We start from the raw sequence: 16,170 nt of genomic DNA on the forward strand, positions 1-16,170 counted from the left end.
AAGGCTCTCGGTCGTCTCGTTGGCGTTGTCCGCAGTCTGCTGCGTTGACCTGCCAGCGCCGCTGTGCTTTTCTCAAGATCAACCAAGCAAGCGCTAGTGTAAACCCGATGAATGTCGTTAACGAGTCTCCTCGCCGTAAGGAATTGACCCGCCTGGCCGCGCAATTGTTCGTCCAGGAGGGATTTGACCGCACCACGGTGCGCATGCTGGCCCAGGAAATGGGCATCAAGTCCGGTAGCCTGTTCCACCATTTTCGCGACAAGCAGGAAATCCTGGCGGCCGTCATCGAGGAGGGCACTCAAAATGCCCTGATGCTGGCGCGGCAGGCCCTGGAGGAGTGCGGTGACTCGACCAGCGAGCGCCTCCATGCCATGGCCCGCGCCCACCTGCAAACCCTGCTGACCGACCGCAATGCGCATGTGGTCGCACTCTACGAGTGGCGCCGGCTGGATCCTGCGGCACGGGACCACTTGAGCCATCTACGCGACGCCTATGAAGCGTTGTGGGAGCAGGTCATCGACGAAGCGTTGGAAGCCGGGCTCATCCACGGCGATCGCTTCCTGGTGTCCCGCTTCGTCATGGGGGCGCTGAACTGGACGGTACGCTGGTACGACCCCGAAGGGCCGCGCAAGCCGGAAGACCTGGCCCACGAACTCGTCGCCATGATCGCCCCTGCGACCCATGTCCAGCCGGGGCAGTCGACCAAGGTCTAGCCCAGGTCGCTCCTCCTGGGGGTTGCCCTGCCCGTGCTTTGCTTCTAGCTTGTACCGAGCGCTTGCTAGGTTGACGCTTACGTCAACGGCATTTAAGCAGAACAGATTCGCGCTGTACATCGCAGCGAGTGCACCTCGGTGAGGGGCAACGGAGCCGAGGCGGCGTTTCAACAACAAGCACAAACCGGTACGAGAGGGCAGTTCATGAGCACCCAACAGCTTCCTGAGTACTCCGCCTACTACGAAGGCTTTTCCATTGACGAGGTCATCGCTCGCCTCGACGATCATGGCGATGGCAAGTTCAACGCTTACGAGTCGTGCTGTGGTCGCCATCTGCGCGCAGGTCGGGGCGACGTGCTGGCGTTGATCCATGAAGATGCTCAGGGCAACGTCAATCGGCTGACATTCGCCGAACTGGAGGCCGAGAGTGCCAGGTTGGCGGGCTGGTTCGCCGAGCGCGGTCTCGGCGTCGGCGATCGTATCGCCTGCATGCTGCCGCGCTCGCCCGAGCTGCTGGTGGCGGTCTTGGCCACCTGGCGCATCGGCGCGGTCTATCAGCCCTTGTTTACCGCCTTCGGCCCCGATGCAGTCGATTACCGCCTGGGGCGGGCCGACACCAAGCTGGTAATCACCGATCACGCCAATCGTTTCAAGTTCGATGGCCTGTCGCAATGCCCGCCGGTGCTGGCGGTGGGTGGCGCGAGCGAAGGACATGACGCCGATCTGGACTGGCGCGAGGCGCTGGCGCATAAGCCGATTCAGGCCAATCCGCCGCGGCTCGCCCCTGACGCGCCCTTCCTGCAGATGTTCACCTCCGGCACCGTGGGCAAGCCCAAGGGCGTGGCCGTGCCGCTCTCCGGCATGCCGGCCTTTGCGCTCTACATGGAACTCGCCATCGACCTGCGCGAGAGTGACCGCTTCTGGAACATGGCCGATCCCGGTTGGGCCTACGGGCTCTATTACGCCATAGCCGGGCCGCTGCTGCTGGGCGTGACCACCCACTTCTGCGAGGCGGGCTTCAGCGCCGAGGGAGCGCTTGCCTTCATGCAGCGTCACCGCATCACCAACTTTGCCGCCGCCCCCACCGCCTATCGCCTGATGAAGGCCTCGGGCCTGTTCGACGACGCCCATCGGACGCTCGAGCTGCGCGTGGCCAGCTCCGCCGGCGAACCGCTCAACACCGAAGTGGTGACCTGGGTCGAGCGCTCGCTGGGCTGTCCGGTCATGGACCACTACGGCCAGACCGAGACCGGCATGACCTGCTGCAACCACCACGCGCTGGCGCATCCCAAGCACGTCGGCGCCATGGGAGTGCCGATGCCCGGCTATCGCCTGGCGATCCTCGACGCTGAGTATCGGGAGCTGCCCCCGGGCGAGCCTGGCGTGCTGGCGGTGGACATCGCCCGTTCACCGGCGCACTTCTTCGCCGGCTACACTTGGCAGGAGAAGCATCCCTTCGCCGAGGGGTACTACTTGACCGGCGACGTGGTGATTCGCAACGAGGACGGCACCTTCCAGTTCGCCGGGCGCGACGACGACATCATCACTACCGCCGGCTACCGGGTGGGACCCACCGACGTGGAGAATAGCGTGATGACTCATCCGGCGGTGGCTGAGTCGGCTGCCGTTGGCCAGCCCGACGAGATCCGCGGCGAGATCATCAAGTCCTACATCGTGCTGCGCGAAGGTTTCGAGGCCAGCGACGCCTTGGCCGACGAGATTCGCCAACTGGTACGCGAGCGACTCTCCACCCACGCCTTCCCGCGGGTCATCGAGTTCGTCGAGACCTTGCCCAAGACGCCGAGCGGCAAGATTCAGCGCTTCAAGCTGCGTGCTGATGCCACGGAGAAGGCGAACACGACCGCACCTGCGGCGAAATAACCGGGAGATTGCTGAATGCAAGTGAAGGACCGTACCTTTCTGATCACCGGCGCCGCCTCCGGGCTGGGGGCGGCCACCGCCGAACGCCTGGTCGCCGGCGGCGGCCGGGTGGTGCTCTGCGACCTGAGCGAGGCCGTCGAGAGCCATGCCGAAAAGCTGGGTGAGGCGGCCCGCGCGGTGCGCGGCGACGTGACCTCGGCCAAGGACATTCAGGCGGCGGTCGATGCCGCAGTCGCCCTGGGCGGTGAGGCGGGGCTGGCCGGCGTGGTGCACTGTGCCGGGGTGGTCAGCGTGGCCAAGCTGGTCGACCGCGAAGGAAACCCCGCCGATCTCGAGGCCTATGCGCGTACCGTGCAGATCAACCTGGTGGGCACCTTCAACGTGATGCGGCTGGCCGCTGCCGCCATGGCGAAGAATGGGCCGGGCGACGACGGCGAGCGCGGCGTCATCGTCAATACCGCATCCATAGCTGCCTTCGACGGCCAGGTGGGGCAGTGCGCCTACAGTGCCTCCAAGGCCGGCGTGGTGGGCATGAGCCTGCCGGCGGCACGCGAGCTGTCGCGCCACGGCATCCGCGTGATGGCCATTGCCCCAGGCGTATTCCAGACCCCCATGATGAGCGAGATTCCCGACGAGGCCGCCCAGGCGCTGGCGGCCTCGGTGCCGTTCCCCAAGCGGCTGGGATATCCCGACGAGTTTGCCCGTCTCGCCGAGCAGATCATCACCAATCCCATGCTCAATGGCGAGGTGATACGCCTGGACGGTGGCATTCGCATGCAGTGAGCGTTGGCGGTACCTGCTTGGCAGGTACCGGCTGGCGCGCTAGCGTAGGGCGCATTATCAGATGCCATAGGGAGCGCCACATGGCCAGCCAGGAGATCGGCTCCGAGCTCAAGCTCGACGATCAGCTCTGCTTCACGCTCTATTCCACCTCTTTGCTGATGACGAAGTTCTACAAGCCCCTGCTCAAGGGGCTTGGTCTGACCTATCCCCAATACCTGGTGCTGCTTGCGCTGTGGCAGGAAGATGGTCAAAGCGCCGGGGCCATCAGTCGACGCCTGATGACCGATACCGGCTCGCTCACTCCGGTGTTCAAGCGTCTCGAAGCTGATGGTCTGCTTCAGCGAGTGCGCAGCCGTCGCGACGAGCGGGTCGTCGAGCTGTTTCTCACCGAACGGGGCAGGGCGATGCAGGCGCAAGCCCAAGAGATTCCCGACTGCGTGGTCATGGCCAGTGGCCAGCCGCCTGAAGAGATTGCTGAGCTCAAGTCGCGACTTGAGACACTGCGGGAAAGGCTGAAGGAGGCGATGCCCTAGGCGGCGAAGCGTGGCAGCACGGTCTCTCAGGAGTCAGTGCGCCTATTTAGATGGCGCACCATTTATTGCGACACATTTTTTTGTTGAGCCGTATAATCTGGCAACAGATAAAATTTACAATAACTTGATATGAAATAATATTTCTCAAGTCATCGTGACCTTGTGTGCCACAGGCAAGTCTTTAGGCATCTCACCTATAGGCGAGGAGGTGCGGCGGGTCGGCTGGTAATCGAGAGAAGCTTACAAGAATTAAAACGGACGCTTGACTCTGAGCCAGTCGCAGGCTAGTTTCAAACACATGTTTGAAAGCGGCTGCGGCTGCTTCCATCGCCCGATCTCAGGCGACCTTTCATGGCGACCTTCTGTGGAGAGTAGAGATGCCAGACTATCAGGCCCCCCTGCGCGACCTTCGCTTCGTGATGGACGAAATGCTGGACTATCCTGCCCACTACGCCCGTCTGCCGGGCGGTGAGGAGGCCACGCCGGACGTGGTTAGCGCCATTCTCGAGGAGGGCGCACGCTTCGCTCGCGAGGTGCTGTTGCCGCTGAACCAGAGCGGCGACCAGCAGGGCTGCCTGTTGGAAGGCGGCGAGGTCAAGGCGCCCAAGGGCTTCAAGGAAGCCTACCAGCAGTACGTCGAAGGCGGCTGGCCGAGCCTGGCGGCAGATCCCGTTCACGGTGGCCAGGGGCTACCGCACTCACTGGCCATGGTGCTCAATGAGATGGTCTGTTCCACCAATCTGGCTTGGGGCATGTATCCCGGTCTGTCCCATGGTGCCGCCGATGCGCTGCGACACCATGGTACCGAGGAGCAGCAGGCTACCTACCTCACCAAACTCGTGGAAGGCGTGTGGACCGGCACCATGTGCCTGACCGAGCCGCACTGCGGCACCGACCTGGGGCTGATCAAGACGCGCGCGGTGCCCACTGCCGATGGCGCCTATGAGATCACCGGCACCAAGATCTTCATCTCCGCCGGTGAGCACGACCTGGCCGAGAACATCGTGCATCTGGTGCTGGCCAAGCTGCCGGACGCTCCGGAAGGCTCCAAGGGTATCTCGCTGTTCGTGGTGCCCAAGTTCCTGCCGAATGCCGAAGGCAACCCGGGCGAGCGCAACGGCGTGGCCTGTGGTTCGCTGGAACACAAGATGGGCATTCACGGCAACGCCACCTGCGTGATGAACTTCGACGCTGCCCGCGGCTTCCTCGTCGGCCCGCCCAACAAGGGGCTGGCCTGCATGTTCACCATGATGAACGCTGCGCGCCTGGGCGTAGGTATCCAGGGGCTGGGCCTGACCGAGGCAAGCTTCCAGAACGCGCTGGCGTATGCCCGCGACCGTCTGCAGATGCGTGCGCTTTCCGGCCCTCAGGCGCCCGAGAAGCCTGCCGATCCGATCATCGTGCATCCCGACGTTCGACGCATGCTGTTGACCCAGAAGGCTTTCGCCGAGGGTGGTCGGATGCTGGTGCTGTATACCGCGCAGCTGCTCGATATCGTCGAACACGGCCAGGATGCCGCCGAGCGCGAGCGTGCCGAGACGCTGCTGGGCCTGCTGACGCCGATCGTCAAGGCATTCCTGACCGAGGTGGGCTTCGAGGCCACCAACGAGGGCGTGCAGGTCTTCGGCGGCCACGGCTTCATCCAGGAGTGGGGCATGGAGCAGCTGGTGCGCGATGCGCGCATCACCCGACTCTACGAAGGCACCACCGGCATCCAGGCGCTCGACCTGTTGGGCCGCAAGGTGCTGATGAGCCAGGGCGAGAGCCTCAAGGTCTTCACCAAGGAGATCCACAAGTTCTGCAAAGCCGAAGAGGGCAATGCCGAACTCGCCGAGTTCGTCGCACCGCTGGCCAAGCTCAACGCCGAGTGGGGTGAGCTGACCATGGGCATCGGCATGAAGGCCATGAACGATCGTGAAGAAGTGGGGGCGGCCAGCGTCGACTACCTGATGTACTCCGGCTACGTGACCCTGGGCTATCTCTTCGCCCGTGCCGCCAAGCAGGCTCGGGAAGCGTTAGCGGCGGGTGGCGAAGAAGCGGCCTTCTACGAGGCCAAGGTCAAGACGGCGCGCTTCTATTTCCAGCGCCTGCTGCCGCGCACCCTGGCCCATGCGCGCATGATCCAGGCCGGCGCCGAGCCGCTGATGGCGCTTACGTCGGAAGAGTTCGGCCTCGGCTTCGAAATCTGACACCACCAGGCATCTCTCTCGGTCAGCGCGACTGATCGGTGTCTTGCGGCGGGCATGGCCCGCCGCTTTTTTTCGTCCTGTTGAATTCATCTGCCCGGCGAGGTTAGCGCTCAATCGCAGCGCGAAGCCAGCGTGCTCACACGCGTGACTTCGTAGCCTGAGGGCAGCTTGCCACCGGGCGCAAGCAGCCAGGCTGCGAGGTCCTGCTCGGTGCGGTCGCGCCGCGTATAGCGTGTCAGCATGTGATAGCCGCCGGGGTAGAGCGCCAGGCGGATACCCTCGCTGTCGGGAAGGCGCTGCAGCAGGGCGCAGTAGGCCGGCATGGGAATGATCTGGTCCGCGTCTCCATAGAGTATCAGCGAGGGAGGGGGGAGTTCCTCTGCCGCTTCGAGGGCAAGCCCCATGGTACGCGTCAGACCATAAAGAGTATCGACCCGAGCGCTGCGCAGGATCAGCGGATCGCTGGCCAGTCGGTGCTTGATCGCTTCGTCGTCGGTGGGTTCGATGCCTAAGCGATGTGGGGTGCGTACCGAGAAGCTGGCCTGCGGGAACAGTCGCACGCCCAGCCACAGCCCGAGTCGCTGATACCACGGCATGGTTGCCTGGCTCCACACGGCCGGGGAGATCAGCACGCTGCCGCTCACGGGGGGTGGTGTGTCTGCGCTCATCGCCAGCAGGACGACGGCTGCCCCCATGCTTTTGCCGACGAGGTAGAGCGGTGTGTCGGGATGGCGTTCGCGCAGCAGGCCCGCGAGCAGGATGACATCGTCACGCAGGCGCTCTTGACCCGGCCATAGCCGACGCTGCGCGGTGGTGCCAAAGCCGCGCTGGTCATGGGCGTAGACTGCGATGCCATGTGGCGTGAGGGCGCTGGCCATGATCTCGAAGCTACCGGCATGGTCGTTGAAGCCGTGCACCGCCAGCGCCACCGCGCGTGTATCGCCCATCGCGGGCCAATGGCGCAGCGGTAAGCGGTAGCCATCGTCTGCAATGACCAGGTGGGGCGTCAGCTGGGGTGTGCTGGGAGCAGGTCCCGGCGTTTGCCGCTGCGGCCCGGCGCAAGCCGACAAGGAAAGCGCCAGGGCCAGCCATGTCCCCAGGAACCAGCCGCGTCGCTTCATGGCAGCGCAGGATAGCCCAGGGTGAGGCGCAGTCGCTCGGCGTGTCGCACCACCCACTCACGGTCGATGGGCCCCCAATCGGTGATCCTGTAGTTGCCGCTGTTGTGGCGCTCACCGGGGGTGGGCTGGAATTCGCAGCGCATGTCCAGTTCCTCGAGCGCCTTGAGCGTATCCTGGGCGGTGCGTCGAGGCATGCCGGTAGCAGCGACGATGGCCGGCACGCTGGCGATGCCGCGCTCAATCAGATGGGCCAGGTACAGGCGCCGGTAGAAGCTGGATTGGGTCTTGCTGAGAGGCATGCTGTCTCCTATGGGCGGGACGTGACGACGCGGGAAGAGCGATCCGGGCCGGGGGGCTACCGGCAGCATAACGCCCGCCCCAGTGCGGTCTCCACTCCGTATCACCCTGTGCTTGGTGCCTTCATCTCCTACAGTTAAGGAACGACCCTGTCGAATTCATCAGGATTGGCGCGACGGAGGAGAGCAATGGCAAGCGAGCAAAGGAATGTGAGCAAGAAAGAGCTGAAAGAGCAGGCGGGACGCTGCATGTTCGGAGAGCGGCTGGTGGTCGAGCACGAAGGCAAGCGTTTCTCGGCGCGTGTCCAGCACGTGGGCGTGACCGGGGTGAAGGTCGTTCCCGAGACCATGCTGATCGAGCATGAGGGTGAGCCCGGCGATATCAACGGAATTACCGTCTCCTATGATGACATTCGTGAAGTGGATATCGATGGTGTCATCTATCGCCTGGCCTGAGCGCTGACTGGACAGGTTGCGTCACTTGCCTCGTTCGGCGTGCGAGGCGAGGCGCTCCAGTGCGTGCCTGAGACGCGGATCGTCGACATCGGCGGCACAGGCGGAGATCTCATCGGCGGCGGGCGCCGGCAGCGTGCGCAACTGGCGCGGCGGCACCTTGAGCGGGCGCACGGGGCGTACCTTCAGGCTGAAGCCGGTTACGGCGGCGAACTCCGGCAACTGGTGCAGCAGTTCGAGCAGTCGTGACTGCTCGTAGCGCAGCCAGGTCAGCCACACGGCGCGATCGGTGAGCAGCGTCAACCTGCCATCGTGGTAGCCACCCACGAACAGATGCTCGCGCACCTCCTCGGGAAGATGGTCGCGCAAATGCTGTTGTGCCCGGCCGATCAGCATCGCCGTGCGCATCAGCGGCGCCAGCTCCCCGTTGCCTCCCAGCAGGCGAGACATGGGCTGTGCTCGTGAGCGCTTAACCTTTATACTCATGGGCTTGTTTCTCGTCCGAACCGACACGCCAAGCCTAACACGCTCGGAGATCCGCGACAGCATGACCGCCGCCCAGCCACAGGATAGCAGCCTCGCCAGCGCAGCGACGGCCTCGCCCCGCTGCCGACAGCGGTCCCGCTGGTGGCTGGCCGGGCTGCTGGTGAGCTGTCTGCTGCCGGCTGGCTTGACCCAGGCGGAAACGCTGCGTCTGGCCGAGCGGGTGGTACAGACCTGCATTCTCGCCCCGACGCTGATGCGCGCGCGATGCCGCTACGTGGCTCGCCGGCGTGCCCTGCCGCGCTGGCCGCAGCGGCGCCCGAGGGCCAGCGTGACGCGTGCCGTGCCCAGGCGCTCGGCTCCCCTGCGTCGCTGGGCTGCCGCCCATGACGTCCTTTCCCGCCGCGGACCTCCCTGCGCGCCGCGTTGCCCATAAGCCAACCATGCTGCCGGTGACGGCTGGCTGCCGCCAGCGCTGTACTGTGCCGGCTGAACGCGACACGCAGAATGGACGTCTCATGATCAATACATTGTTACGCAAGGTCGTCGGCTCGAAGAATGACCGCGAAGTCAGGCGTATGCAGCGCCAGGTACAGCAGATCGGTGTGCTTGAGCCGCAGTTCGAAGCGCTCGACGATGCCGCGCTCCAGGCGCGCAGCGAGGAGTTCCGCCAGCGTCTATCCGCCGGAGAGAGCCTCGATGACATGCTGCCCGAGGCGTTTGCCACGGTGCGCGAGGCCAGCAAGCGCGTGATGGGCATGCGCCACTTCGACGTGCAGATGATCGGTGGCATGACCCTGCATCGCGGGCGCATTGCCGAGATGAAGACCGGCGAGGGCAAGACCCTGGTGGCGACGCTTGCGGTCTATCTCAACGCCTTGCCAGGCAACGGCGTGCACGTGGTGACCGTCAACGACTATCTGGCACGCCGTGACGCCGAGTGGATGCGCCCGCTGTACGAATTCCTCGGGCTCTCCGTGGGTATCATCTACTCCGGCCAGACCGCCGAGGAGAAGCGTGCCGCCTACGCCTGCGATATCACCTACGGCACCAACAACGAATACGGGTTCGACTACCTGCGCGACAACATGGCCTTCTCGCTGGAGGACAAGGTCCAGCGCGGCCTGAGCTTCGCCATCGTCGACGAGGTGGACTCGATCCTGATCGACGAGGCGCGTACGCCGCTGATCATCTCCGGCGCGGTGGACGAGAACACCGAGCTCTACAAGGTGGTCGACCGTCTGGCGGCCCAGTTGGAGAAGGGCGAGGCCTCCGAGGACGACGAGGCGCCGGTGAGCGGCGACTTCCTGCTCGAGGAGAAGCACAAGCAGGTCGAGATCACCGAGGCAGGCCACCACAAGGTCGAGGAGCTGATGCGCGCCGAAGGCTTGCTGGGGCCCGAGGATTCGCTCTACGCCGCACAGAACCTCAACCTGCTCCATCACATGCATTCGGCGCTGCGTGCCCGCCACCTCTATCATCGCGATGTCGACTACATCGTCGCCAATAACCAGGTGGTGATCGTCGACGAGCACACCGGCCGTACCATGCCCGGGCGCCGCTGGTCCGAGGGCCTGCACCAGGCGGTGGAGGCCAAGGAGGGCGTGCCGGTGCAGCGCGAGAGCCAGACGCTGGCCTCGACCACCTTCCAGAACTACTTCCGCCTCTATGACAAGCTGGCCGGCATGACTGGCACCGCCGACACCGAGGCCTTCGAGTTCCGCCAGATCTACGGCCTCGACGTGGTGGTCATCCCCACCAATCGCCCGCTGGTTCGCCGCGACCTCAACGATCTGGTCTACCTCACCGCGGAAGAGAAGTTCGAGGCGATCATCGACGACGTCAAGACCGAAACCGAGGCCGGACGCCCGGTACTGGTGGGTACCGCCTCCATCGAAACCTCCGAGTACCTGGCTGGGCTGATGAAGCAGGCCGGGCTCAGCTTCAACGTACTCAACGCCAAGCAGCACCAGAGCGAGGCGGAGATCATCGCTCAGGCTGGCCGTCCTGGCGCCATCACCATCGCCACCAATATGGCCGGGCGCGGAACCGACATCGTGCTGGGCGGCAACTGGGAGGCCGAGGCGGCCAAGCTCGAGAATCCCAGCGAGGCGCAGATCGAAACGCTGCGCGAGGAGTGGCGTCTTCGCCACGAGGCGGTGCTGGAGGCCGGCGGCCTGCACGTGATCGGCTCCGAGCGCCACGAGTCGCGGCGTATCGACAATCAGCTGCGTGGCCGCGCCGGTCGCCAGGGCGACCCGGGCTCGACGCGCTTCTTCCTGTCCATGGAAGACAGCCTGATGCGTCTGTTCGGCTCCGATCGCGTGCAGCGCATGATGAAGGCGCTGGGGCTGGAGCGCGGTGAGGCGATCGAGCACAAGATGGTCACCAATGCCGTGGAGCGGGCACAGAAGAAGGTCGAAAGCCGCAACTTCGATATTCGCAAGCAACTGCTCGAGTACGACGACGTGGCCAATGATCAGCGCCGCGTGATCTACGAACAGCGCAACGAGATCCTCGCTGCCGAAGACGTCTCCGACAACGTGCTGGGCATTCGTGACGAAGTGCTCGATCTCGCCATCAGCGACTTCGTGCCGCCCCAGAGCCTTCCCGAGCAGTGGGACCTGGCCGGCCTGCAGGATCACCTCAAGACCGAATTCAATCTCGAGGCACCCGTGGTGGAGTGGTCCGCGCAGGACGAGCGCTTCCATGAGGAGCAGCTGCGCGAGCGCTTGCACGAGATGCATCGCGGCATCTATCAGGAAAAGATCGACATCGCGGGCGCCGAGCTGATGCGCCGCTTCGAGAAGCAGATCATGCTGCAGGTGCTCGACACGCGCTGGAAGGAGCACTTGCAGTCGATGGACCATCTGCGCCGTGGCATTCACCTGCGCGGCTATGCCCAGAAGAACCCCAAGCAGGAGTACAAGCGCGAAGCCTTCGAGCTGTTCCAGACGCTGCTGGCCAACATCAAGGCCGATATTACCCGCATCACCAGCCATGTGCAGGTGCGCCGGCCGGAAGAGGTCGACGAACTCGAACGGCAGCGCCGCGAGGCGCTGGAGCGAGAGAAGGCTGCCGCTGCCAGCCGTCACGAGGCGCCAGAGCCCGCCGACGGCGAGGCGCCGGGAGCGCCGGCCACCGCGGCCGATGGACGCCCCGTACGCCGTGAGGGGCCCAAGGTGGGGCGCAACGATCCCTGCCCCTGTGGCTCGGGGAAGAAGTACAAGCAGTGCTGCGGTCAGCTGAGTTGAAGCAAGGGCCGATCCGCCTGGCGAATCGGCCGCCCTGGACTAACTGAGGAGTACACGATTCATGGCAGTGGGTGAGACACGTTTCCCGGCCATGCCGGTCATCGAAGGGTTGCGTCTGGGAACTGCCATGGCCGGCATCAAGAAGCCAGGGCGGCGCGATCTGGTGGTGATCGACATCCCCCAAGGCGCCCGGGTGGCAGGAAGCTTCACCCGCAACGCGTTCTGCGCTGCGCCCGTTACCGTGGCCAAGGCGAACCTGGCGGCCTGCCAATCGCGCGAAGAAGGTGCCCGTCTGCTGGTAATCAATACCGGCAATGCCAATGCCGGCACCGGCGAGATCGGCCTGCGTGATGCCCGGGCGACCTGTGCGGAACTTGCCAGGCTCGCCGGCGTGTCGGAGGACAGCGTGCTGCCGTTCTCCACCGGCGTGATCGGCGAGCCGCTGCCCATGGCGCGGCTGCTGGGCGGGTTACCGGCGGCGCTGGCGGCGTTGGGGAGTGACGCCGAGGCGTGGCAACAGGCGGGCGAAGGCATCCTGACTACCGATACCCGGCCGAAAGGGGCCAGCGTGACGCTGGAGCTGGGCGAACGCAGGGTGACCATCAACGGCATCAGCAAGGGCTCGGGCATGATCAAGCCCAACATGGCGACCATGCTGGCCTTCGTGGCGACCGATGCCGCCATCGAACAGGCGTTGCTCGACTCGCTGCTGCGCGAGACGCTGGATCGCTCGTTCAACTGCATCACCGTGGATGGCGACACCTCGACCAATGACGCCTGCGTGTTGATCGCCACCGGCCGTGGCGCCACGGTTGCCAGCGACGAGGAAGTGGCGCTGTTCCGTCATGCCCTGCAGCAGGTCATGACCGAACTGGCACAGGCGATCATTCGCGACGGCGAGGGGGCCACCAAGTTCGTCACGCTTCAGGTGTGCGAGGCGACGAGCCGCCAGGAGGCGCTGGATGTCGCCTTCACGGTGGCACACTCGCCGCTGGTCAAGACCGCGCTGTTTGCCTCCGACGCCAATTGGGGGCGCATTCTGGCGGCGGTGGGACGCGCCCCGGTTGATGACTTCGATGTCGAGCGGGTGACCATCGACCTGGGCGACGTGAGGCTGGTGGAAAAAGGCGGCAGGGCTGCCGGCTATACCGAAGAGCAGGGTAGTCGGGTGATGCGCGAGGAGGAGATCACTATCCGCATCGCGCTGGGCCGAGGCGAGGAGAGCGCCACGGTATGGACCTCCGACCTGTCCCACGATTATGTCAGTATCAATGCCGATTATCGCAGCTAGGCCATCGCAGTTGGACAGGGCCGCGACGCATGAACATCACCTCCGTGCCGCTCGTGACGGTGCGGGGCCAGCGGGTAGGAGTCAATGAACGTAATGGTGAAGAGAAGGGTGCACGTGGCGGCGGCCGCCATCATCAGCAGTGATGGCCAGAAGGCGCTGATCGCCCGCCGTCCCTCCAACGTCGACCATGGCGGCCTGTGGGAGTTTCCGGGCGGCAAGCTGGCACCCTACGAGACGGGGTTGGAGGGGCTCAAGCGTGAGCTTCACGAGGAGCTCGGGGTGGAGATCCGGCGCGCGCAGCCGCTGATTCGTGTCCATCACGAATATCCTGACAAGCACATCCTGCTCGACGTCTGGCAGGTGCATGAGTTCAGCGGCGAACCATTCGGACGCGAAGGACAGGCGGTGCGCTGGGTGCCGCTTGACGAGCTGGTCAACTACCCGTTTCCGGCGGCCAACCTGCCGATCCTGCAGGCGGTGATGCTGCCGACCGAGTACCTGATCACCGCCGAGGAGCAGGACGAAGCGGTGTTCGATGCGCACCTGGAGCGGGCGCTGGTGGAAGATCGCGTGCGCCTGGTCCAGTTGCGGGCCAAGGCCCTTGACGAAGCCGCCTACCTGGCGCGTGCCGAGCGCGCCCTGGCGCTGTGCCGCCGGCATGGGGCGCGCCTGTTGCTGAACGCCGAGCCGGAGCTGTTGGACAAGGTCGATGCCGACGGCATCCACCTGACCAGCGAGCGGCTGATGAGCCTGGAGCGGCGACCCATTGCCGAGAACAAATGGCTGGCGGCCTCGACCCATGATCGCAAGCAGCTAGGCCAGGCGGCCCGTATCGGCTGTGACTTCGTCACGTTGTCGCCGCTGCGCACCACGCCATCGCATCCCGAGGTGGCGCCGATGGGCTGGCATGACTTCCAGCAGCTGGTGGAACGTGCCGCCATGCCGGTGTTCGCGCTGGGCGGGATGACCCGCTTCGACGCCAACCACGCCCGCGCCGTGGGTGCCCAGGGCATCGCCTCGATCCGCGATTTCTGGAAAGCGCCGGTCGCCTGAGCTCGGCTGTAAACGGAAAAACCCACCGCATGTCTCCGCAGCGGTGGGTTTTTCTTTATCAACCCTAAAAGCCTCTGTGACCATCTCCGCAGCTGTCCCGGCGACAGGCCTTCGAGGGGGCACGGCAGGATACTCAATCCCTATAGCGCCGGGTCAGGTCACCATAGGCGTCGATACGGCGATCGCGCAGGTAGGGCCAGATGCGCCGTACGTCCTCGCCGCGGCTCATGTCCAGGGTGACCAGCAGGCGCTCGGCCTCGGTGCCGGCGTGGGCCAGCAGCTCGCCCTGAGGGCCGGCGACGAAGCTGCCGCCCCAGAAGTCGATACCGTCGCCGACGCCGGAGTGATCCGGTTCGTGGCCGACGCGGTTGGCGACGATTACCGGCAGTCCGTTGGCCACCGCATGGCTGCGCTGGATCAGTGTCCAGGCCTCCTTCTGGCGCGACTTCTCGCCGTCGTCGTCGCCGGGACTCCAACCGATGGCGGTAGGGTAGAGCAGTACTTCGGCACCGGCGAGTGCCATCAGGCGCGCCGCTTCCGGATACCACTGATCCCAGCACACCAACAGCCCCAGTCGGCCCACCGAAGTATCGATGGGCTGGAAGCCCTGCTTGCGGCTGTCGTCCTGATCGCCCGGGGCGAAGTAGAACTTCTCGTAGAAGCCCGGATCGTCGGGAATATGCATCTTGCGATAGACCCCGACCTGACCGCGATCGCGGTCATAGACCACGGCGGTATTGTGGTAGAGGCCCGGGGCGCGGCGCTCGAACAGCGAGCCCACCAGCACGATGCCGAGCTCGGCTGCCAGGGCGGCGAGCCGTTGGCCGGTGGGGCCGTCCAGCGGCTCGGCCAGGTCGAACAGCTCGGTGGCTTCGTACTGGCAGAAGTAGTGCGTGGCATGCAGTTCCTGGAGCATCACCAGTTCGGCCCCGGCGGCGGCCAGCTCGCGTACGCCGGCCTCGCTCTCGGCCAGGCTGCGCTCCTTGTCGGGCCAGGCGGGTTGCTGGACCAGGCCGACCTTGAGGGTGCGGGTCATGGGGTTTCTCCTTGCTGTGTAGCGGCGTTCAGGCTGCCCCGGGGGAGCTGCATGGTCAGGCAGTGCAAGCTGCCGTGCTGGCGAATCACGCTCAGGCAGTCGATCGGCACGATGTCGCGGCCGGGAAAGGCGTCGGCCAGGGCGGCCAACGCCCGGCTGTCGGCGGCATCGCCATAGACAGGCACCAGTACCGCGGAGTTCACGATCAGGAAATTGGCGTAGGTGGCCGGCAGTCGATGACCATCCACCGGGTCGAAGCAAGGCCGGGGCCAGGGTAGCGGTACCAGGCGATAGGGCTCGCCGTTGGCGCGACGAAACGCCTTGAGCTCGGCTTCCATGGCGGCCAGGGCCGGGTAATGCGGGTCGGTTTCATCATCGCAGCGCACGTAGGCGATGGTGGCCGGGTCGCAGAAGCGCGCCAGGGTATCCACGTGACTGTCGGTATCGTCGCCCTCCAGGTGGCCGTTGGCCAGCCACAGCACCCGCTCGACGCCGAAATCGGCCATGAGCATGGCTTCCACCGCCTGACGGTCGAGCTCGGGGTTGCGGTTGGGGTTGAGCAGGCAGGCTTCGGTGGTGAGCAGCGTACCCTCGCCGTCGGTGTCGATGGCGCCGCCTTCGAGCACGACGTCACGGCTCTCGACGGGGCAGGCATAGAGGCCGGCTTCGGCCAGGCGCCGGGTCAACCGGTTGTCGCGCCCGGCCTCGAACTTGCCACCCCAGCCGGTAAAGACGTAGTCGAGCAGCACGAGGCGGCCGTCGCGCTCGATGGCGATGGGGCCATGGTCCCGGGTCCAGGTGTCGTCGGCATCGACCACCGCCAGCCGAAGGCGCGAGGCCTCGACACCCAGGTGGGCGAAGCGCTGTTCCAGGTGGGTCCGGGTGGCGGTGTCGGGTACGGCGATCAGCGCGCTCTGGTAGCGTGCGATGGCCACCACCATCGCTTCCATGGTGGCCTCGATGCGTTCGAGCAGAGGCGCCCAATCGCTGGCCGGGCTGGGCCAGGTGAGCTGGACGGCATCCTGAGGGTGCCATTCGGGAAGCAGGCGGTTGGCCATGAGCGGAGCCTCTTGAGTCGCGTCTT

15 protein-coding genes are annotated in these 16,170 nt (G+C 65.3%); 10 read left to right on the forward strand and 5 right to left on the reverse strand.

What is annotated here, in order from left to right; genetic code table 11:
- Window positions 1-107: 107 nt before the first annotated feature.
- The 5 genes from HNO53_RS08095 to HNO53_RS08115 all read left to right on the forward strand — a co-directional run bounded on the left by HNO53_RS08095 (window position 108) and on the right by HNO53_RS08115 (window position 6,099).
- Window positions 108-713: a TetR/AcrR family transcriptional regulator gene (locus HNO53_RS08095; protein ID WP_209477657.1), complete on the forward strand. Its 606-nt coding sequence runs from the start codon at window positions 108-110 to the stop codon at window positions 711-713.
- Window positions 714-917: 204 nt separating this feature from the next.
- Entirely contained in the window at window positions 918-2,594 is a 1,677-nt protein-coding gene (locus HNO53_RS08100) for an AMP-binding protein (RefSeq protein ID WP_209477659.1), read from the forward strand.
- A 15-nt stretch (window positions 2,595-2,609) separates the two neighbouring features.
- Window positions 2,610-3,377, forward strand: a complete 768-nt coding sequence (locus HNO53_RS08105; RefSeq protein ID WP_209477660.1) for an SDR family NAD(P)-dependent oxidoreductase — start codon at window positions 2,610-2,612, stop codon at window positions 3,375-3,377.
- A gap of 80 nt (window positions 3,378-3,457) precedes the next feature.
- Window positions 3,458-3,910, forward strand: coding sequence for a MarR family winged helix-turn-helix transcriptional regulator (locus HNO53_RS08110; protein WP_209477662.1), 453 nt, complete (start codon window positions 3,458-3,460; stop codon window positions 3,908-3,910).
- 377 nt (window positions 3,911-4,287) lie between these two features.
- Window positions 4,288-6,099: an acyl-CoA dehydrogenase C-terminal domain-containing protein gene (locus HNO53_RS08115; protein ID WP_209477665.1), complete on the forward strand. Its 1,812-nt coding sequence runs from the start codon at window positions 4,288-4,290 to the stop codon at window positions 6,097-6,099.
- 110 nt (window positions 6,100-6,209) lie between these two features.
- On the opposite strand, the gene HNO53_RS08120 is transcribed toward HNO53_RS08115, so the two are convergent.
- A complete protein-coding gene (locus tag HNO53_RS08120; RefSeq protein ID WP_209477667.1) occupies window positions 6,210-7,220 on the reverse strand; it encodes an alpha/beta hydrolase in 1,011 nt (336 codons plus the stop codon).
- A complete protein-coding gene (locus HNO53_RS08125; protein ID WP_209477668.1) occupies window positions 7,217-7,519 on the reverse strand; it encodes a winged helix-turn-helix domain-containing protein in 303 nt (100 codons plus the stop codon). The genes HNO53_RS08120 and HNO53_RS08125 overlap by 4 nt, the downstream gene beginning before the upstream one ends.
- A gap of 207 nt (window positions 7,520-7,726) precedes the next feature.
- Between HNO53_RS08125 and HNO53_RS08130 the strand changes: the two genes are divergently transcribed.
- Window positions 7,727-7,972 carry a hypothetical protein gene (locus HNO53_RS08130; RefSeq protein WP_338034805.1) on the forward strand — a complete coding sequence of 82 codons (246 nt, stop codon included), beginning with the start codon at window positions 7,727-7,729 and terminating at the stop codon, window positions 7,970-7,972.
- Between the two features lie 21 nt (window positions 7,973-7,993).
- Here HNO53_RS08130 and HNO53_RS08135 read toward each other — a convergent pair whose 3' ends face one another.
- Window positions 7,994-8,419: a DUF721 domain-containing protein gene (locus HNO53_RS08135; RefSeq protein ID WP_209477672.1), complete on the reverse strand. Its 426-nt coding sequence runs from the start codon at window positions 8,417-8,419 to the stop codon at window positions 7,994-7,996.
- Window positions 8,420-8,516: 97 nt separating this feature from the next.
- On the opposite strand from HNO53_RS08135, the gene HNO53_RS08140 reads away from it, so the two are divergent.
- From HNO53_RS08140 to HNO53_RS08155, 4 genes are all read left to right on the forward strand, one after another.
- Window positions 8,517-8,888: a hypothetical protein gene (locus HNO53_RS08140; RefSeq protein ID WP_209477674.1), complete on the forward strand. Its 372-nt coding sequence runs from the start codon at window positions 8,517-8,519 to the stop codon at window positions 8,886-8,888.
- Window positions 8,889-8,970: 82 nt separating this feature from the next.
- Window positions 8,971-11,706 (forward strand): preprotein translocase subunit SecA, encoded by a 2,736-nt coding sequence (gene secA / locus HNO53_RS08145; protein ID WP_209477676.1) that lies wholly within the window; start codon window positions 8,971-8,973, stop codon window positions 11,704-11,706.
- A gap of 61 nt (window positions 11,707-11,767) precedes the next feature.
- Window positions 11,768-12,997, forward strand: a complete 1,230-nt coding sequence (gene argJ / locus HNO53_RS08150) for a bifunctional glutamate N-acetyltransferase/amino-acid acetyltransferase ArgJ (protein WP_209477678.1) — start codon at window positions 11,768-11,770, stop codon at window positions 12,995-12,997.
- A 93-nt stretch (window positions 12,998-13,090) separates the two neighbouring features.
- Window positions 13,091-14,050 (forward strand): Nudix family hydrolase, encoded by a 960-nt coding sequence (locus HNO53_RS08155; RefSeq protein ID WP_209477680.1) that lies wholly within the window; start codon window positions 13,091-13,093, stop codon window positions 14,048-14,050.
- A gap of 133 nt (window positions 14,051-14,183) precedes the next feature.
- On the opposite strand, the gene HNO53_RS08160 is transcribed toward HNO53_RS08155, so the two are convergent.
- Both HNO53_RS08160 and HNO53_RS08165 read right to left on the reverse strand, forming a co-directional pair.
- Window positions 14,184-15,086, reverse strand: coding sequence for a carbon-nitrogen hydrolase (locus tag HNO53_RS08160; RefSeq protein WP_209477682.1), 903 nt, complete (start codon window positions 15,084-15,086; stop codon window positions 14,184-14,186).
- Window positions 15,083-16,144 carry an agmatine deiminase family protein gene (locus HNO53_RS08165; protein WP_209477684.1) on the reverse strand — a complete coding sequence of 354 codons (1,062 nt, stop codon included), beginning with the start codon at window positions 16,142-16,144 and terminating at the stop codon, window positions 15,083-15,085. The genes HNO53_RS08160 and HNO53_RS08165 overlap by 4 nt, the downstream gene beginning before the upstream one ends.
- Between the last annotated feature and the right edge of the window lie 26 nt (window positions 16,145-16,170).

This window comes from Billgrantia antri (assembly GCF_017868935.1).
GTDB classification, from domain to species: domain Bacteria; phylum Pseudomonadota; class Gammaproteobacteria; order Pseudomonadales; family Halomonadaceae; genus Halomonas; species Halomonas antri.